The organism is Prevotella sp. P2-180, assembly GCF_002251435.1.
Taxonomy (GTDB): domain Bacteria; phylum Bacteroidota; class Bacteroidia; order Bacteroidales; family Bacteroidaceae; genus Prevotella.
Genome location: NZ_NPJI01000114.1, coordinates 43,107 through 62,648, shown reverse-complemented (window position 1 = coordinate 62,648; position 19,542 = coordinate 43,107). Strand labels below are relative to the sequence as shown.

Sequence of the window (19,542 nt, the reverse complement as noted above, 5' to 3'; positions counted from 1 at the left end):
AACTGAAAGAAAATTGTGTAAAATTGTGAAATATTCAAAAAGTTGGGCTTTCTTTTAAAAATTGTTGCACAAAAATTATAAAATGAGTAATATTTTGGCTAATTTTGCAGCGAAAAAAATACTATATAATATGGAATGGCTAATTAATCTTTTCACCTCAACGGAATCGGTAGCCCATATTGCGCTTTTGTATGCTTTGGTTATAGCTATAGGAGTGCTGTTGGGTAAAGTGAAGTTTGGAGGTATCGCTTTGGGCGTAACATTCGTCCTCTTTGCAGGTATCGTCGCCGGTCACTTCGGTTTGACTGCCCCAGTTAACATCATTACATTTATTCAGGACTTCGGTCTGATCCTATTTGTCTTTATGATAGGATTGCAGGTGGGACCGGGCTTTTTTGAAAGTTTTCGTAAGGGTGGCGTGACGTTGAATATGCTTGCCGCAAGCACGGTGCTGCTAAACATTGCAGTGATGTTTGCATGCTATTACATTTTCTTCGACACGAGCAATCCTCACAACCTTCCAATGATGGTCGGTACTCTTTATGGTGCAGTGACAAACACCCCTGGTCTTGGTGCCGCCAATGAAGCCCTCAATAGTGTGTTCAGCGACAATCTTCCCCAGATAGCCTCAGGTTACGCTTGTGCATATCCTCTTGGCGTAGTGGGAATAATCGGTGCGACCATCGCCATACGCTTTATTTGTCGTGTAAATCTTTCAAAGGAGGAGGACGAACTGAAGGCTGCCAATGCCGAAGACACTCACGTTAAGCCACACCAGATGCATATCCAGGTGTCAAACGCATATTTGGCTGGTCGTACGCTGATGCAGATCCACGACTTCCTTAATCGTGATTTCGTTTGTTCACGTCTTCTTCACGATGGTCATGTGACAATACCAAACCGTAATACGGTGTTAGAACTTGGCGATCAACTTTTCATCGTTTGTGCCCAAGCCGATGCTGAGGCAATCATCGCTTTCATTGGCCCGGAGATACAGGTAGAGTGGGAGAAAACCGACCAGCCAATGGTTTCACGTCGCATTCTTGTTACAAAGCCCTCCATTAACGGAAAGACTCTTGGCCAAATGCACTTCTCGCGTGCCTTTGGTGTGAATGTGACCCGTATCACCCGTCAGGGTATGGAACTGTTTGCATCGCCACGTCTGCCGCTTCAGGTGGGCGACCGTGTGATGGTTGTCGGTCCAGAAGACCTTGTCAACCGTGTGGCTGATGTGCTGGGCAATTCCATTAAGCGCCTTGAAGCTCCAAATATCGCCACTATCTTCCTTGGTATTGTGATTGGAATTATATTTGGTTCTCTTCCATTTGCCATTCCTGGTATGCCAGTACCAATGAAGCTCGGTATTGCAGGAGGTCCGCTCATCATTGCCATCCTCATTGGTCGTTACGGCTATAAGGTTCATCTCGTTACCTATACTACTACCAGTGCCAACATGATGTTGCGTGAGATAGGACTTGTGCTGTTTTTGGCGAGTGTCGGCATTAAGGCTGGAGCTGGCTTCCTGGAGACAGTGGTACAGGGCGATGGTCTGAAGTATGTCTATACAGGATTCCTCATCACCGTTATACCTATATTAATAATAGGTACAATAGCACGTCTGCGATATAAGTTCAATTACTTTACCATTATGGGTATGTTGGCCGGTACCTATACCGACCCTCCAGCATTAGCCTATGCTAACCAGTCGTGCTCCACTGAGGCTCCGGCCATTGGATATTCAACAGTGTATCCATTGAGCATGTTCCTCCGTATTTTCACAGCCCAGGTTATCATACTATTGTGTTGCGGAGCGTAAAGCAGAAAAGAATTTCTAACAATAAACAATAATAATAATCGTACACAAATGAACAAATTCGGATTACTGTTAGGCACATTGTTGCTTGCCGGCGCTTCCATGACTCATGCTCAGGTAGAGCAGAGCATCAAGATTAATGAAGTGATGACAAGCAACACGTCCAATCTGCAGGATGAATATGGTCAGCGTGAAGCGTGGATTGAAATTGCTAATGTATCGTTTACTACCTACAACGTACGTGGCATGTTTATAACCACCGACCGCTCTGTATTGGATCCTCAGATGAGTGTGCCTGAGCGCATGAAGCGCATGAGTGCAATTCCAAGTGGTGAGCCCCGCACCGCTCTTAGCGGACGGCAGCACTTGATTCTCTTTTGTAATAGTCTGCCTTCGAAAGGCTCGATGCACCTTTCAGTGCCTATCGACCCTTCAAAGCCGACATGGGTTGGTCTTTATAGCGGTAATGCTACACAGCTTATCGACTCTGTAACAGTACCTGTCATTGCTGATAATCTCTCGTATGCCCGTCACAAGGACGGTTCGGTAAACTGGGTTGTGAAATCTGCAGAACAGGTGACTCCAGGCATTTCCAACATGACAGACATTGTTGAGACCAAGACTGCAAAGCTTAAGCGTGAAGACCCTTACGGATTCGGTATTACTGTGCTGGCCATGGGCATCGTGTTCTTCTGTCTTGCCCTTCTTTTTGTATTCTTCACCCTTTTCGGCTTCTTTATGAAACATCGTTCGGCGGTGGCTAATATACAGCCAGTGAAGGCCGGTGTAAAGACGGTAGAGAAGACCATGGAGGTAGCATCTAAGACTAGTACCATTCTTCAGGATGGTCTGAAGACAAAGGGTATAGACAAGGAAGTCTACATGGCCGTGATAGCCATGGCTCTTAAGGAATATCAAGACAATGTTCATGATGTTGAGAGTGGTGTCATCACCATTAAACCTAAGAATACTGACTGGAATATGGAATTGCCGCTTATGACTCAATTCCATGAATAATTTGAAAGACTGAAAATAGAAAACAAATATAAAGAATTATTATGAACAAGTTTGAATATAAAGTACAAGGTGTTGATTACGAGGTAGAAATCGAAGAGATGGAAGGTAATATAGCCAAGGTATCTGTCAATGGCATTCCTTTCGAAGTAGAACTGAAGCAACCTATCAATCCAGCCAAGGCCATCACACGGCCAAAGGTAGTTGCTCCAGCACCTGCCGCAGCCGCCCCGGTCGCCCCGGTAGCACGTCCTGCCGCTCCTGCCGCTCCTGCCGGAGCAGGTTCTCCTGTCAAGGCTCCACTTCCCGGCACCATATCTTCGATAAATGTCAAGGTTGGCGACAAGGTAAACGTGGGCGATACCGTTGTAGTGCTTGAGGCTATGAAGATGCAGAATAACATCGAGGCTGAGAACAGTGGCACCGTCACCTCTATCTTAGTAAACCAGGGCGATTCTGTAATGGAAGGCGCCACATTGATCACCATTGGCTAAAGACAATAAATTATGGGATTTACAGAATTTATAGCAGAGAATTTCACTGAGTTTCTTACCTACACTGGTTTTGCCAATGCAACGGCAGGAAACCTCATTATGATTGTGGTGGGAGCCGTGCTCATCTACCTTGCAATCAAGAAAGACTTCGAGCCTCTGCTGCTCATTCCTATTGGTTTGGGCATCATTCTCGGAAACATTCCTTTCCGTGCTGATGCAGGTCTCGAAATTGGACTTTATGAAGACAATTCCGTCTTGAATATCTTCTATCAGGGAGTGCGCCAAGGTTGGTATCCTCCTCTTGTGTTCCTTGGCATCGGTGCCATGACCGATTTCTCGGCGCTTATTGCCAACCCGAAGCTAGTGCTTATTGGCGCTTCTGCACAGTTTGGTATCTTTGGCGCTTATATGGTGGCCTTGGCATTAGGCTTTGAACCTAACCAAGCAGCTGGTATTGCCATCATCGGTGGTGCCGACGGTCCTACCGCCATCTTCCTCTCGTCGAAGCTTTGTCCAAACTTGATGGGAGCCATTGCTGTGTGTGCATACTCTTACATGGCTCTTGTTCCGCTGATTCAGCCACCATTGATGCGTCTGCTTACCACAAAGAAGGAGCGCGTGATTAAGATGAAACCTAGTCGTCAAGTAAGTCAGACAGAGCGAATTCTCTTCCCGATTATCGGACTGTTGCTTACTACATTTATCGTGCCTTCAGGTCTTCCGCTGCTTGGTATGCTGTTCTTCGGTAACTTGCTGAAGGAGTCGGGCAAGACCACCCGCCTGGCCAAGACTGCAGGCTCTGCTCTCAACGATATCGTAGTGATGCTTCTTGGTCTTACCGTAGGTTGCTCTACTCAGGCCAGCGAGTTCCTGACCTTGAACACTCTGTTCATCTTCGTTGTAGGTGCTTGTGCTTTCATGGTTGCCACAGCAAGCGGTGTGTGCTTCGTGAAGGTGATGAACCTCTTCCTGCCCAAAGATAAGAAGATAAATCCGTTGATTGGTAATGCTGGTGTATCTGCCGTTCCAATGAGTGCCCGCATCAGTAATAATCTAGGATTGGAATACGACCGCCATAACTTCCTGCTCATGCATGCCATGGGTCCGAATGTTGCCGGTGTTATCGGCTCGGCTGTAGCAGCCGGAGCCCTGCTCGGATTCCTGTCTTAACAAAATAAGAGCCTCGCCCCTGCCCCTCTCCGAAAGAGAGGGGAGGTAATATGATTTTTTTTAGGCTGATTTAATGTCAGAAATAAGAATAAGATGATATCTGAGAACAATATTATGATGTCAGAAAATAACGACGAACAATACTATTCATCTCCCCACTCCCTTGGAAAGGGGGCGGGGGTGAGGCTTTCCATCATTGACCCCAATACTCTATCTGCTATTGGACTTAAGGCTTTACTGCAAGAGATAATGCCAATTATGCATATAGATATTTTTGGATCATTTGCCGAACTTCAGGCAAATAATCCTGAACAGTATTATCATTTTTTCGTGTCAATGAATATAGTATTGGAGAATAGGCAGTTCTTTCTTGAACACCGGGCAAAGACCATAGTACTTACTCTTGCACTTGATGATGCAGCATCAATGAGCAACTTTCATTCGCTCTCTGTTAATGTACCTGAAAAACAACTTGTCCGCTCTCTGCTCGCCCTCGAACAACATGCCCATGCACATGGCCGTAATCTTCCTCCTGTCCAGCAGAATGCTCACCAGAACGTGCTCTCCGACCGCGAGATTGAGGTTTTGTCGCTTGTGGCTCAAGGACACATTAACAAAGAGATAGCCGAAATACTCAATATAGGAATGTCGACGGTGATATCCCATCGTAAGAATATCACCGATAAACTGGGTAAGAAGTCTATTTCCGCACTTACTATTTATGCCGTTATGCACGGTTATGTGGATATAAACAAAATTTAGTTCAGATAATAGTTTGTAGGATTCTTTCTGCTGTCCTTCCGTCCCATCTGTCAGGAATAGACGATTTTTTCCATTTGTTTTCAGTCAGATCTTCCAGTGCCGTGGCCAATTTCTCGAGGTCGTAGCCCACTAATACGTTTGTGCCTTGGTTTACTGTTTCAATATGCTCTGTATATTCGTTCAGTGTGATACAAGGTACATTGTTGAATGTAGCCTCTTCGGCAATGTTGCCCGAGTCGGTGATAATGCCACGGGCGTGAGTTGTGAGATAACCGAACTCCAAGTATCCCATAGAGTCTGTAATATAGAAGTTCTCCATCTGTTTCGCGTATGGCTCCATCACCTCTTTGGCCATTCCTCTTAGTGGAGCGACAACGGCAATGCCTTTCACCTTATTATATATATATTCGGTAAGCTGTTGTATATACTCCTTGTTTTTCAGCAATGCTTTCCTATTAATGGTAAACACGATATATTCTCCGTCTCCAATGCCTTTTTTCTGCAAGATGGTAGGTTTTATGAATCTGTTGTAGTTGTGTCGTAGCGTGTCGATAATGATGTTGCCCACCATGTATATGTTTTGCAGTTCGACTCCTTCTCGGCTTACTATGCTGCTTGCCCCGGCACCAGCGGTGAAGAGCAGGTCGCTGAGTCCGTCAATCACAAGTCTGTTCACTTCTTTCGGCATGTTGAAGTCAAAAGAACGTGTCCCGGCCACGAGATGTGCCAGTTTCACTCCGCGTTTTTTGCACACTATGGCCACTGCCATGGTAGAAGCGAGGTCGTCCACCACTATTACCACGTCAGTCGGTGTATTGTCGAGATACTTGTCAAAAGCCCCCATTGTTTGTCCTGTAAGCTCGTTCAGACTTTCGCAGTCTACTCCGAGATACACCTGTGGCTTGTCTATTCCGAGGTCGTCGAAAAGAGATTGCTCTATCGACATGTCGTTTTCTGTTCCCGTATATACGAGATTATAGTCAATCGGCTGCCCCTCTTTTTTTGCTTTTTCGCAAGCCCATACGATAGGTGCCAGTTTTATGAAGTTTGGTCTGGCACCAGCCACCATAGTAATGTTTTTCATATGTCGTATTTCTTTTTATGTTTCTTTGCTTTTTTATTCATCATGCCTTGATAACCCGTATGTGGACTTTTCACCCCTTTATACGATTGCCATCTTAGACGTATTTTTCTCACGTAGTCTTCCGTTTCCGATCCTCTCATATATCCATATTTTACTACAGGATCGCTATAGAATTGTGGTGTTGCGAGTTTAAGTACGTATTGACTCACGTCGTCCCATGAGAGTTTGTTGCCTCCGTGTTTTTCCGTTAGTGCCATGGCGTCTCTTATGTGGTTATATCCGCCGTTATAGCTTGCAAGCACGAAGTTTTGCTTGTTGTATCTGTCGGGAATGTCATTGAACTTTGCTTCCAATTGTCCGAGATATTTTGCTGCCGCGGCAATATTGCTTTCTGGGTCGTAAACTTTGTCGCGTGGCAGTCCGAGCATGTCGGCTGTGGCTGGCATTATCTGCATCAGACCTTGTGCTCCCGCCCATGATTTTGCTTTTGGGTCGAAGGTCGATTCCTGATAGCATTGAGCCGCCATGAGTCTCCAGTCCCATCTTATAGACTGGCTGTAAGCTATGAATAGTTGGTCATATCTTGATATGATGCCGCTTTTGCGGTTGAGCATCGGAGCATAGACATGTCTTACTATGCTTTTTGCGCTAAGTATGAAGTTTTCTTCCTTCTTTGTCTCTGCCATTATTTCCGGCTTGTACCACTTGTTCAGCGAGCTGATAAGTTTTTTCTTTTCGCTGTTCACAGCCCATTGTCCTATGGAGTCGTTTCCTGCACCGCACAACACTATGTCAGATTCACCATGTCCAATCATTCTGATGTCTTTCATTTTAAGTGGAAAAGCCACAATGTCGGCATCTCCTGTAGCAATTCTGCTTATCATGTCAGCAGTGTCACGACAAATCTCCACCCTAACTCCTACTCCTATACCCTCGGCATATTTCTGTGCCATCAAATATTGTAGTCCTAGCTGTTTTCCTCTGTGGTCATAATATGTGGTAGGTCCGCTTGTGGTAACTATGATAATCTCCCCATTTGCCATTATCTGGTCGAGGTCGAATATGTCATCTTCGGGTATAGAGTCGTTCACTTCTCCCCATGGCGCTACCACTTTCTCCTTCTTTTCCGAGGAGCAGGCAGTGCATAGTGAAATGGCACCCATTATTAGTCCTAAAACTGATAAAAGGGTCGGTTTTAGCCTATTTTTTGTATAGTTGGTCAACAAAATGCTCTTTTTTGACTGCAAAATTAGTAATTTTCTTGCACATTCTATCATTAATTCGTAATTTTGCATCGTGATTTTCAAAATATATAATAAAAATTAAGTATGTTACGTATTGCAGTACAGTCAAAAGGTCGTCTTTTTGAAGACACCATGAATCTGCTAGCTGAGGCAGACATCAAGATCAGTTCAAGTAAACGCACCCTTTTGGTGCAGTCGTCAAACTTCCCATTGGAGGTACTTTATCTACGTGACGACGACATACCACAGAGTGTGGCTTCTGGTGTGGCAGACATTGGTGTAGTCGGCGAGAATGAATTTGTTGAGCGTGGCGAGGAGGCTGATATCGTCTCTCGTCTGGGATTTAGCCGTTGTCGTCTATCACTTGCCATTCCGAAGGATATCGAATATCCGGGTCTTGAATGGTTTAATGGAAAGAAGATTGCAACATCTTATCCTGGCATACTTCGACATTATATGGAAAATCACGGTATTAAGACAGATATTCATGTTATCACTGGCAGTGTAGAGATATCTCCGGGCATAGGTCTTGCTGACGCTATCTTCGATATTGTAAGCAGTGGCTCCACTCTCGTCAGCAATAATCTGCGTGAAGTGGAAGTGGTTATGCAAAGCGAGGCCCTGCTTATCGGCAACAAGCAGTTGGATGCCGAGAAACGCAAGACTCTTGACGAGATGCTTTTCCGTTTTGCTGCCGTTCGCAGTGCCGAAGATAAGAAATATGTACGCATGAATGCTCCCAAGTCTCGTCTGCAGGACATTATCGACGTACTTCCTGGTCTGAAGAGTCCTACCGTCATTCCCCTTGCCGATGAAGAGTGGTGTTCTGTCCACACCGTTCTCGACCAGAAACGTTTCTGGGAGATTATTGGCAAACTGAAAGAAATGGGTGCCCAGGGCATCCTTGTCACACCCATTGAAAAGATGATATTATGATTATTATAAAGTATCCAGAACGGGAGATGTGGGCGTCGATAGTGCAGCGTCCACACCTCGACGTATCGCAGCTCACCGCAACTGTCAAGGCAGTGCTCGACGACGTGAAGTCACGTGGTGATGAGGCTGTTAAGGAATATGAACTGAAATTTGACAAGGCGGCACTCTCATCGTTGGCTGTTAGTCCAGAGGAAATGGACGAGGCTGACAGGCTTGTAGATGCAAACCTGAAGGAAGCCATCTCGCTGGCCCACGACAATATTAAGGCTTTTCATGAGGCACAGAAGTTCGACGGAGTACATATTAAGACATGTCCTGGAGTGGAGTGTTGGCAGAAGAGTGTGGCCATTGAGCGCGTTGGATTGTACATACCAGGTGGTACGGCTCCGTTGTTCAGCACGGTGCTGATGCTTGCCACTCCTGCCAAGATAGCCGGATGCAAAGAAATAGTGTTGTGTACGCCTCCCGGTCGCGACGGCAAGGTCAATCCTGCCATTCTTGTAGCCGCCCGTGTGGCAGGTGTGAGTCGCATTTTCAAGGCTGGTGGAGTGCAGGCCATTGGAGCTATGGCCTATGGCACTGAGTCGGTACCGAAAGTATATAAGATTTTTGGTCCCGGCAATCAGTATGTCATGGCAGCCAAACAACAAGTTAGTCTCCATGAGGTGGCGATAGACATGCCAGCCGGTCCTTCCGAAGTGTGTGTCATTGCCGATGCCAATGCCAATGCAGAGTTTGTGGCTGCAGACCTGTTATCGCAAGCCGAACATGGTGTCGACTCCCAAGTGCTGATGATTACCACTTCAGAACAGAAGGCTGAAGAGGTGGAGGCAGAAGTGGCACGCCAGTTGGCCCTCCTTCCACGTCGCGACATAGCCGAGAAGACCCTCGACAACAGCAAGATAGTGGTAGTGGCTTCAGAAGAGGAGGCCATGGAACTGTCAAACGCCTATGCTCCTGAACATCTCATCATACAGACTGATAGCTACGAAGAGTTGGCTGTCAGAGTGGTGAATGCAGGAAGTGTGTTCTTAGGACGTTATGCCTGTGAAAGCGCAGGCGACTATGCCAGCGGTACAAACCACACCCTTCCTACCCATGGCTACGCTACTGCCTATAGTGGTGTGAATCTCGATAGCTATTGTCGAAAAATCACTTTCCAGCACATCACAGAGGAAGGCATAAGAAGTATTGGACACGCTGTGGAGGCAATGGCGGCCGCAGAGTCCTTAGACGCCCACAAGCAAGCCATGACTGTGAGGGTAAAGAGGGTAGAAGGAAGAGGGTAGACTCCTTAACTCCTTGTGAAATATAAATAATATCGACAGGAATGAAAGAACTTAAAGAATTGACAAGGGAGAACGTTTGGAATCTCGCTCCTTACAGTTGCGCACGCAATGAGTTCAGCGGCCGTAATGCGAGTGTTTATCTTGATGCCAACGAAAATCCCTATAACAGCCCGTTTAACCGCTATCCAGACCCACTTCAACTTGAAGTGAAAAAGCAACTTGCAAAGGTAAAGCAAGTGCCTGAGGAATCAATCTTCATTGGAAATGGTAGCGATGAGCCTATCGACCTGATGTACCGCTGTTTTACCGAACCGAAGGTTGACAATGTGGTGGCTATGGACCCTACATACGGCATGTATAAAGTGTGTGCCGACATTAACGATGTGGAATACCGCACGGTAATGTTGGAACCAGGGTTTCGTCTCAATGCCGAAAAGATGCTTGCCGCATGCGACGAGCATACGAAAATAATATGGCTTTGTACACCAAACAATCCTTCGGGCAACGCCCTCGACACCAACGAGGTGATAAAGGTGCTCAACGGCTTCGATGGATTTGTAGTGGTCGATGAGGCATACAGCGACTTCAGTAGTCAGAAACCATTCCGCTTGGAACTGGCTAAATATCCAAATATGGTGGTTCTCAACACCATGAGCAAGGCATGGGGATGCGCCGGTATACGTATGGGAATGGCTTTTGCCCAAAAGAATGTAATAGATATTATGAATAAGGTTAAATATCCGTATAATGTCAACATTCTGACACAACGTGAGGCGCTGGAACTGCTTAAAGACCCGTATGAGGTTGACAAGTGGGTGCGTACAATATTGCTCGAGCGTTCGCGCATGATTGACGCCATCGGCCTTCTGCCCATGTGTCGCAAGATACATCATTCGGATGCCAACTTCCTGCTTGTGGAAGTAGACGATGCACAGGCTACATACGACTATCTCGTTGATAAGGGAATTATCGTGCGCAACCGAAATAGCGTCCGACTCTGTGAAGGTTGCCTACGCATCACCATAGGAACCAAGACAGAGAACCAAGAACTTCTTGCAGCCTTGCGTACAATGTAAAATATTGCAGTGTTTTTCAAGAATAATAGTTTTTAACAATGATAACAGTCACAAATCTAGCGATTCAGTTTGGAAAGAAAGTCCTTTACAAGGACGTCAATCTCAAGTTTACAAGCGGCAACATCTATGGAGTAATAGGTGCCAATGGTGCCGGAAAGTCAACTCTACTCAGAGCCATCAGCGGCGATCTCGAACCCAACAAGGGTACTGTGGAATTAGGACCTGGCGAGCGCCTCTCAGTGCTTGAGCAGGACCACTTCAAATATGATGAGTACAGTGTAAGAGACACCGTACTTATGGGACATCAGCCTCTGTGGCAGAATATGAAAGAGCGTGAGGCTCTGTATATGAAGGCTGACTTTAACGAAGAAGACGGTATCAAGGTGGCCGAACTCGAGGACAAGTTTGCGCAGATGGACGGATGGAACGCTGAGAGCGACGCAGACCAACTTCTGTCAAACCTTGGTATCAAGGACAATCTTCACGACAAGATGATGAGTGAACTGTCAAATAACGAAAAGGTGAGAGTGATGCTTGCCAAGGCACTCTTTGGTCATCCCGACAACCTCCTTCTCGATGAGCCAACCAACGACCTCGACCTCGACACCGTAATGTGGCTTGAGGAATATCTCAGTAATGTGGAACAGACCGTGCTCGTGGTGAGCCATGACCGTCACTTCCTCGACGCTGTGTCTACACAGACCGTCGACATTGACTTCGGCAAGGTGACAGTGTTCTCCGGAAACTACTCCTTCTGGTACGAGAGTTCACAGCTTGCACTCCGTCAGGCACAGAACCAGCGCCAGAAGGCAGAAGAGAAACGTAAGGAACTCGAGGAGTTCATACGTCGTTTCTCTGCCAATGTGGCAAAGAGCAAACAGACTACTTCGCGCAAAAAGATGCTTGAGAAACTCAACGTGGAGGAGATACGTCCTTCGTCGAGAAAGTATCCTGGCATCATCTTCCAGATGGATCGCGAACCGGGAACACAGATACTCGAAGTGCAAGACCTCAAGGCTATCGACGCCGATGGAACAGTACTCTTCGACCATGTAAACTTCACTATCGAGAAAGGACAGAAGACTGTGTTCCTCAGCCATAACCCGAAAGCCATGACTGCCCTGTTTGAGATTATCAACGGCAATCGTCAGGCCGACGCTGGAGAATATAAGTGGGGGGTGACTATCACTACCGCTTATCTTCCTCTCGACAATACAAAGTTCTTCGACTCAGACATGAACCTCGTTGACTGGCTCAGCCAGTATGGCAAGGGTAATGAGGTGCTGATGAAAAGCTACCTCGGACGAATGCTGTTTAAAGACGAGGATGTCATGAAGAAAGTGAGAGTGCTTTCGGGAGGCGAAAAGATGAGGTGTATGATAGCACGCATGCAACTACAGAATGCCAACTGTCTCATACTCGACACACCAACTAACCATCTCGACCTCGAGAGCATTCAGGCTTTCAACAACAATCTCGTGCAGTTTAAGGGCAATATCATATTCGCAAGCCACGATCACGAGTTCATACAGACCGTTGCCGACCGCATAATCGAACTCACGCCAAATGGCACCATAGACAAACTCATGGAGTACGACCAATACATCTACGACGAGCAGATAAAGGAGCAAAAAGCAAAGATGTATGCTCAAAACTAATATAAAGCGTGCCTTTGGCACACTTTTTGCAGCGAATAGAGTGAAATATAAAAAAAATACAGAAATGGAAGAGAAAAAGAACATCCAAGAAGAAGAGATAAAGCAACAGCCAAACGACTGTGTAGAAAATGACGGCACAGAGTCTATGGAAGACACTGTTGAAAACACTGCCGACAACACTCAGACAGATGACGCAGAGGATAAAGCTGAGGGTGAAGTCAAAGCGGAAGACAACGTAGACCCGCTTGAGGAAGCCAACCGCAAAATCGAAGAATTGAAAGATAAGTACCTGCGATCTGTAGCTGAGTTTGACAACTATCGTAAGCGCACGTTGAAGGAGAAGGCCGAACTTATACTCAACGGAGGAGAGAAAACTGTGGTAGCTATACTGCCCGTGATTGACGATATGGAACGTGCCATTGCCAACGGAAGCAAGACCGACGACCCGGAAGTGCTTAGAGAAGGTATTCAGCTTATATACAACAAGTTCTTGAAGGTGCTTGAGGGACTGGGAGTAAAACCCATAGATACTGTCAACGCCGATTTCGACACAGACGTACACGAGGCCATAGCCATGGTTCCTGGTATGGGCGACGACAAGAAAGGCAAGGTGCTTGACTGCGTGCTGCGCGGATATAAACTCAACGACAAGGTCATACGTCATGCCAAAGTGGCAGTAGGACAGTAAAAGATAAAAAAAATGAAAGATTAAGAGATGGCAAAAAGGGATTATTATGAAGTACTCGGAGTGGAGAAAAACGCTTCTGAGGACGAGATAAAGAAAGCATATCGAAAGATTGCCATAAAATACCACCCTGACCGCAATCCAGGCAATAAGGAAGCCGAGGAAAAGTTTAAGGAGGCTGCTGAGGCCTATGACGTGCTCCACGATCCACAGAAACGCCAGCAGTACGACCAGTTTGGCTTTTCAGGGCCTAGTGGTGCCAGCGGTTTCGGAGGATTCGGTGGCCAGAGTATGAACATGGATGACATTTTCTCCATGTTCGGCGATATCTTCGGCGGTCATGCGGGAGGATTCAGCGGTTTCGGAGGCTTCGGCGGAGGCGGTCATAGCCGCCCGCAACAGCATCGTGGTAGCGATTTGCGCCTTAAGGTAAGATTAACACTTCAGGAAGTGGCAACAGGTGTGACAAAGAAATTTAAAGTACGTAAGGACGTGCCCTGTTCACACTGTCATGGTACAGGCTCTGAAGATGGTGGCAATATGGACACATGTCCTACATGTCATGGTTCAGGAGTCATCTCTCATACCACACAGAGCATATTCGGCATGATGCAGACTCAAGGCGTGTGTCCTACCTGTAACGGCGAGGGCAGGGTAGTGAAGAACAAGTGTCACCAGTGCAACGGCACCGGAGTAGAGAAAGGCGAGGAAGTGGTTGAGATTAATATTCCGGCTGGAGTGGCTGAAGGCATGGTGGTAAACGTGCCTGGAAAGGGTAATGCTGGACGTCGATGCGGTATCACTGGCGATATACAAGTGTTTATTGAGGAAGAACCTAACGACACCTTTGTGCGCGACGGAAGCGACCTCATATACAACCTTCTGCTCGACTTCCCCACAGCCGCACTTGGCGGCGACGTAGAGATACCAACCATAGAGGGCACACGTCTGCGCGTAAAGATTGATGCAGGCACACAGCCAGGTAAAACACTTCGCCTGAGGTCGAAGGGCTTGCCTGCCGTACAGGGCTATGGTAAGGGAAAAGGCGACTTGATAGTCAATATCAGCGTATACGTACCGAAGACTCTCAGCCGCGATGAGAAGAAGGAACTGGAGAAAATGAAAGACAGCGACAACTTCAAGGGCGACGCAGCCACCAAACGCTCCATCTTCCAGCGCTTCAGAAACTACTTCAACTAAGTAGAAGTTGAAATCATATCCATGACATACAGGGAAACTACAGACTATCTGTTCAACCAGCTGCCCATGTTTGAGCGACAAGGGAAGGCTGGGTATAAAAGCGGGCTCGACAATACGATGGCTCTCGACAGCCATTATGGGCATCCGCACCGCAATTTCAAAACAATACACGTAGCAGGTACAAACGGCAAGGGGTCGACATCTCACACCCTTGCCGCTTTGTTGCAAGCGGCTGGTTACAAAGTGGGACTGTATACATCGCCTCATCTGGTGGATTTTCGAGAACGGATAAAAGTCAACGGATTGTGTATCAGTGAGCAATATGTCGTTGACTTCGTAGAGCGGGGAAGAGACTTCTTTGAGCCTCTTCATCCCTCTTTTTTTGAACTCACCACAGCCATGGCATTCAAATACTTCAGTGACCAGATGGTTGACATCGCGGTTATTGAAGTGGGATTGGGAGGCAGACTTGACTGCACCAACATCATCACCCCCATACTTTCAGTTATCACCAACATCAGTTTTGACCACACTCAGTTCCTCGGCAACACCCTTGAGAGCATTGCACGTGAAAAGGCAGGAATAATCAAGTATGGTATAGATGTGGTGGTGGGCGAGACATGTAACGCTACACGGCCAGTGTTTGAGAAAGTGGCGCGAGAGAAGTCGGCACCGCTATTTTTCGCAGAAGACGAGGGTGAGATAGTCTCCTCACAACTCACTCCTTCCGGTATCATGACCTACACAACCCAACATCACGGCACTCTCACGGGAGTTCTCGCCGGCAACTACCAGGTGAAAAACACAGCCACCGTGCTTTCTGCCTATAAGCGACTTGTGGAGCAAGGTGTATTGGCTGACGACGATTCACTTCTTAAAAAAGCGTTAACTACCGTGGTTGAGACCACTGGACTTTTGGGACGCTGGCAGACCATAAGCAGAAAGCCACTTGTCATTTGTGACACTGGACACAATGTAGCAGCATGGAAGTATCTTAGCCGTCAAATTGAGTCGGTGAAATGCAGTCAGAAGCACATTGTGTTTGGCATGGTAAACGACAAAGACATCACTTCTGTGGCAAAAATGCTTCCTAAAGATGCAAAATACTATTTTACACAGGCTGACAGCCATCGGGCTCTGAAAGCAGACGATGTGGCACGAGTATGTAGGGCTTTGGGACTTGAGGGCAAGTGTTATAGCTCTGTTAGTCAAGCATATATATCAGCGGTTAAGGCAGCTTCCGACCATGGTTTCGTGTATGTTGGAGGTAGTAGTTATATAGTGGCCGATTTTCTCGCAAATTGCTTTTAGGTGTTTTTAACAGTCCGTTAAGTGTTTTTTGTGCTGTTTATTTTGTCTGTTTTGATTTTTTTTTGTTACTTTGCAGCAAAGAATTGTAAATAGTAGTAATAACTAAAAACATTAGTAATATGACAAACACTGCAGAAAACGCGAATTTGTGTGGTCTGAATCGTAAGGATTTCCAGACCACAATCAACGGCAAAAAGACCGATTTATACATTCTGCGCAACCGTAAGGGTTACGAAGTAGCTATCTCAAATTATGGAGGCGCCATCTGTGCAATCATGGTTCCCGACAAGGACGGCAATGTTGCCAACGTTGTTCAGGGATTCGATAGCATCCAGGCTCTCATGGAGACCGACGAGATTTATCGTTCTACACTTATCGGCCGCTATGGCAACCGCATTTGTAAGGGTCGATTCACTCTTAACGGCAAAGACTACCAACTTGCCACCAACGATGGTCCAAACCACCTCCACGGCGGCAATAAGGGCTATAACCTCCGCGTGTGGGATGCCCGTCAGATGGGTCCCCGCTCACTCGCATTGAACTACACCTCCCCATACGGCGAGGAAGGTTTCTCTGGTGAGGTTAAAGTCACTGTAGAGTTCACGTTCACAGACGAAAACGAACTCGTGATAGAATATCTTGCGACAACAAACAAAAAAACCATTATCTGTCTCACACATCACGCATTCTTCTCACTTGCAGGAATTGCCAACCCGACTCCAACCATCGAAGACCAGATTTGCCAGATCAATGCCGACTTCTACCTGCCTATCGACAACACCAGCATTCCTACAGGTGAGGTGCTAAAGGTTGAGGGCACACCATTCGACTTCCGCACACCTAAGGCTTTTGGAAAGGATATCGATGCTGACAACGAGCAGATTAAGAACGGTTCAGGCTACGACCACAACTATGTACTCAACAAGCGCGAGGAAGGCGAGCTGAGCTATGCTGCCAAGGTTACAGAGCCTGTAAGCGGACGCTCTCTCGAAGTGTATACCACCGAGCCCGGCGTACAACTCTACACCGCCAATTTCTGTAGCGGCAAGGTAGGCCAGCACGGTGCCACATTCCCACGTCGCTCAGCCGTATGCCTTGAGTGCCAGCACTTCCCTGATTCCCCTAATCGTCCATACTTCCCCTCTGTAGTGCTTCGTCCTAACGAGCAATACAAGCAGAAGACTATTTATAAGTTTTCAGTAGAAAGATAAACTAAAAATATCGACCTTAATCCATGTCTTATATATGCATTATGTATAAGGCATGGATTTACCGCATAGATGTGCTCCCCTAATGATTTATTATAAACGAAAAAAATTACAATAACTTAAAAAAATGAACCCAAAACAAACTCCGAACTACACGTTCGCACTTATCGTTGTGTTCATCGTCTGCTTCCTCATTGGATTTGTCACAACGATGAACAATTCTATGATTCCATTCTGCTCTAAAGCCTTCAACCTCACGGCACAAGACGGACAGTATGTCAACTCAGCGTTCTATGGTGCTTACCTGCTGGCCATTCCTTTCTCGTTCCTAATGAGCAAGATAGGCTATAAGGGCACCCTCGTTCTCGGTCTTGCCGTGGTGGGCATAGGTTTCGTAATCAATTCGCTTGGTATCAGCGCGGCCATCTCAGCCGGTGCCAATGTCTATGCAGTGTTCCTCGGCACCATGTGTCTTGTAGCCATGGGTATCGTGATGCTTCAGAATGTGGCCAACCCATACGTTATGGTGCTCGGTTCGCCAGAAAAGGGCGCATTCCGCATGACCCTTTCACAAGCTCTTAATTCAGTGGCCACTACCGTAGCTCCTATCTTCATCACACAGATTATCATTTCTGGTAAGACCCCGGCTCCAGAGTATGTACCAGGTCCTTATCTCGGCCTTGGTATCTTTACACTTGTGGTATGCGGAATACTAGTAATGTTGAAGTTGCCAAAGATTGACGAGGGCAAGCAGGCTGAGGACGCTGGCGAGCACCGTCAGTACAAGAGCAGTGTGTTCAAGTATCCACATGTATGGCTCGGCGCACTTGGCATCTTTGCCTACATGGGAGTAGAGATTGGCGTACCTTCGATGTTGAAGTATCGCTTCGAGCTTCTTCCTGAGTATGCAGGAGTGGATGTGTCTGACGTAGTGACAAGCTACCTGTCGTTCTACTGGGGTGGCATGATGGTTGGCCGTTTTGTTGGAGCAGGTATCCTTACCAAGTTTGAGCCACGCAAACTCCTCACCTCATGTCTCTTGCTTGGCGCATTCTGCATTCTTCTGTCGCTTCTCTTCTCAAGTAGCATGCTTGGCATCTGGTGTATGCTTGCAGCCGGACTGTTCCACTCTGTAATGTGGCCCTTGATCTTCAACCTCGGTCTTCAGGAGCTCGGTCCTCATACCAAGGCAGCCTCCGGTGTTATCAATACTGGTGTGATAGGCGCAGCCATCCTTATGCCTCTCATGGGCGCCATTGTCGACATGACAGGCGTCATCATAGCCATGTGCTTCCTCTTTGTATTCTATGCCTACATCATTTGGTTCTGCAACTGGGGTAGCAAGATTGGCATCAGCGTGAAATAATTCAAAAAACTTATATTAACTATTTATTTTAATTAAAGTATTTATCACTTATGGATATAGAATTTGTAAGAAGTCGCTTTATTAAGCACTTCGACGGAAAGACAGGAAACGTGTATGCATCTCCAGGTCGTATAAACCTCATCGGCGAGCATACTGACTATAATGGAGGCTTCGTATTCCCTGGAGCAGTTGACAAAGGCATGATTTGCGAGGTGCGTCCTAACGGCACAGACACCATTATGGCTTATTCCATTGACCTTAAGGACCGCGTGGAGTTCAAGGTTGACGATCCACAGGGACCCCGCGCCAGCTGGGCACGCTACATATATGGCATTGTGCAGGAGATGAAGAAGCGTGGTGTCGACGTAAAGGGTTTCAACACCGCATTTGCCGGAGATGTGCCACTTGGAGCCGGAATGTCTTCTTCTGCTGCTCTTGAGAGCTGCTACGCCTTTGCGCTGAACGACCTCTTTGGCGACAACAAGGTATCGAAGTGGGATATGGTGCTCGCTGGGCAGGCCACAGAGCACAACTACTGCGGTGTGAACTGCGGTATCATGGACCAGTTTGCAAGTGTGTTCGGTAAGGAGGGATGCTTGATGCGACTCGACTGCCGCAGCCGCGAGTTTGAGTACTTCCCATTCAAGCCTGAAGGTTACCGCCTTGTGCTGCTCGACTCTGTTGTGAAGCACGAGTTAGCAGGTTCGCCATACAACGACCGCCGCAACAGCTGCGAGAACGTTGTTAAGCACATTGCCGCCAAGCATCCTGAGGCACAGTTTGAGACTCTACGTGACTGCACATGGGAGCAGCTCGAGGAAGTTAGGGCAGAAGTGGGCGAAGAGGACTACAGCCGTGCCAAGTTCGTTCTCGGCGAGAAGGATCGTGTGCTTGCAGTTTGCGATGCACTCAATGCGGGCGATTACGAGACTGTAGGTCAAAAGATGTATGAAACTCACTATGGTCTGTCGAAGGAGTATGAAGTTTCTTGCGAGGAACTCGACTATCTAAATGACATTGCCAAGGAGAATGGTGTCACCGGTAGCCGTATCATGGGTGGCGGATTTGGCGGTTGTACCATCAATCTAGTAAAAGAAGAACTTTACGACAAGTTCATTGCAGATGCCAAGGAGAAGTTTGCCGCCAAGTACGGCCATGCTCCCAAAGTATACGATGTAGTGATTGGCGACGGTTCAAGAAAGCTTTGCTAAACCCGCCTGAATAAAAATAGG

Annotated in this window: 17 protein-coding genes; 15 read left to right on the top strand and 2 right to left on the bottom strand. The window is 47.0% G+C overall.

What is annotated here, in order from left to right:
- The first annotated feature begins 130 nt into the window (after nucleotides 1-130).
- From CIK98_RS17235 to CIK98_RS17215, 5 genes are all read left to right on the top strand, one after another.
- Complete coding sequence (locus tag CIK98_RS17235; RefSeq protein WP_094386465.1) at nucleotides 131-1,816, top strand: putative transporter; 1,686 nt, start codon at nucleotides 131-133, stop codon at nucleotides 1,814-1,816.
- 48 nt (nucleotides 1,817-1,864) lie between these two features.
- Complete coding sequence (locus CIK98_RS17230; protein ID WP_094386463.1) at nucleotides 1,865-2,830, top strand: OadG family transporter subunit; 966 nt, start codon at nucleotides 1,865-1,867, stop codon at nucleotides 2,828-2,830.
- 41 nt (nucleotides 2,831-2,871) lie between these two features.
- The gene (locus tag CIK98_RS17225; protein WP_094386461.1) at nucleotides 2,872-3,321 is read left to right on the top strand and encodes a biotin/lipoyl-containing protein; all 450 of its coding nucleotides are present in this window, start codon (nucleotides 2,872-2,874) and stop codon (nucleotides 3,319-3,321) included.
- A gap of 12 nt (nucleotides 3,322-3,333) precedes the next feature.
- On the top strand, nucleotides 3,334-4,491 hold the full coding sequence (locus tag CIK98_RS17220; protein WP_094386459.1) for a sodium ion-translocating decarboxylase subunit beta: 1,158 nt from the start codon (nucleotides 3,334-3,336) through the stop codon (nucleotides 4,489-4,491).
- 117 nt (nucleotides 4,492-4,608) lie between these two features.
- Complete coding sequence (locus CIK98_RS17215; RefSeq protein ID WP_094386550.1) at nucleotides 4,609-5,253, top strand: helix-turn-helix transcriptional regulator; 645 nt, start codon at nucleotides 4,609-4,611, stop codon at nucleotides 5,251-5,253.
- A 1-nt stretch (nucleotide 5,254) separates the two neighbouring features.
- On the opposite strand, the gene CIK98_RS17210 is transcribed toward CIK98_RS17215, so the two are convergent.
- Together CIK98_RS17210 and CIK98_RS17205 are read right to left on the bottom strand one after the other, a co-directional pair.
- On the bottom strand, nucleotides 5,255-6,337 hold the full coding sequence (locus CIK98_RS17210; RefSeq protein ID WP_094386458.1) for a UDP-N-acetyl glucosamine 2-epimerase: 1,083 nt from the start codon (nucleotides 6,335-6,337) through the stop codon (nucleotides 5,255-5,257).
- The gene (locus tag CIK98_RS17205; RefSeq protein WP_094386456.1) at nucleotides 6,334-7,500 is read right to left on the bottom strand and encodes a transglycosylase SLT domain-containing protein; all 1,167 of its coding nucleotides are present in this window, start codon (nucleotides 7,498-7,500) and stop codon (nucleotides 6,334-6,336) included. The genes CIK98_RS17210 and CIK98_RS17205 overlap by 4 nt, the downstream gene beginning before the upstream one ends.
- Before the next feature lie 165 nt (nucleotides 7,501-7,665).
- Between CIK98_RS17205 and hisG the strand changes: the two genes are divergently transcribed.
- From hisG to galK, 10 genes are all read left to right on the top strand, one after another.
- Nucleotides 7,666-8,517 (top strand): ATP phosphoribosyltransferase, encoded by an 852-nt coding sequence (gene hisG / locus CIK98_RS17200; protein ID WP_094386454.1) that lies wholly within the window; start codon nucleotides 7,666-7,668, stop codon nucleotides 8,515-8,517.
- Nucleotides 8,514-9,806: a histidinol dehydrogenase gene (gene hisD / locus CIK98_RS17195; RefSeq protein ID WP_094386452.1), complete on the top strand. Its 1,293-nt coding sequence runs from the start codon at nucleotides 8,514-8,516 to the stop codon at nucleotides 9,804-9,806. Before hisG ends, hisD begins: the two co-directional genes overlap by 4 nt.
- A gap of 41 nt (nucleotides 9,807-9,847) precedes the next feature.
- The gene (hisC, locus tag CIK98_RS17190; RefSeq protein WP_094386450.1) at nucleotides 9,848-10,882 is read left to right on the top strand and encodes a histidinol-phosphate transaminase; all 1,035 of its coding nucleotides are present in this window, start codon (nucleotides 9,848-9,850) and stop codon (nucleotides 10,880-10,882) included.
- Between the two features lie 38 nt (nucleotides 10,883-10,920).
- On the top strand, nucleotides 10,921-12,540 hold the full coding sequence (locus CIK98_RS17185) for an ABC-F family ATP-binding cassette domain-containing protein (protein ID WP_094386448.1): 1,620 nt from the start codon (nucleotides 10,921-10,923) through the stop codon (nucleotides 12,538-12,540).
- Nucleotides 12,541-12,604: 64 nt separating this feature from the next.
- On the top strand, nucleotides 12,605-13,228 hold the full coding sequence (locus CIK98_RS17180; protein WP_094386447.1) for a nucleotide exchange factor GrpE: 624 nt from the start codon (nucleotides 12,605-12,607) through the stop codon (nucleotides 13,226-13,228).
- 27 nt (nucleotides 13,229-13,255) lie between these two features.
- Entirely contained in the window at nucleotides 13,256-14,425 is a 1,170-nt protein-coding gene (dnaJ, locus tag CIK98_RS17175) for a molecular chaperone DnaJ (protein ID WP_094386445.1), read from the top strand.
- 21 nt (nucleotides 14,426-14,446) lie between these two features.
- The gene (locus CIK98_RS17170; RefSeq protein ID WP_094386443.1) at nucleotides 14,447-15,736 is read left to right on the top strand and encodes a folylpolyglutamate synthase/dihydrofolate synthase family protein; all 1,290 of its coding nucleotides are present in this window, start codon (nucleotides 14,447-14,449) and stop codon (nucleotides 15,734-15,736) included.
- A 119-nt stretch (nucleotides 15,737-15,855) separates the two neighbouring features.
- On the top strand, nucleotides 15,856-16,947 hold the full coding sequence (locus CIK98_RS17165) for an aldose epimerase family protein (protein ID WP_094386441.1): 1,092 nt from the start codon (nucleotides 15,856-15,858) through the stop codon (nucleotides 16,945-16,947).
- Nucleotides 16,948-17,071: 124 nt separating this feature from the next.
- Entirely contained in the window at nucleotides 17,072-18,310 is a 1,239-nt protein-coding gene (locus CIK98_RS17160; protein WP_094386439.1) for an MFS transporter, read from the top strand.
- Between the two features lie 50 nt (nucleotides 18,311-18,360).
- Nucleotides 18,361-19,521: a galactokinase gene (gene galK / locus CIK98_RS17155; protein ID WP_094386437.1), complete on the top strand. Its 1,161-nt coding sequence runs from the start codon at nucleotides 18,361-18,363 to the stop codon at nucleotides 19,519-19,521.
- Nucleotides 19,522-19,542 lie beyond the last annotated feature (21 nt).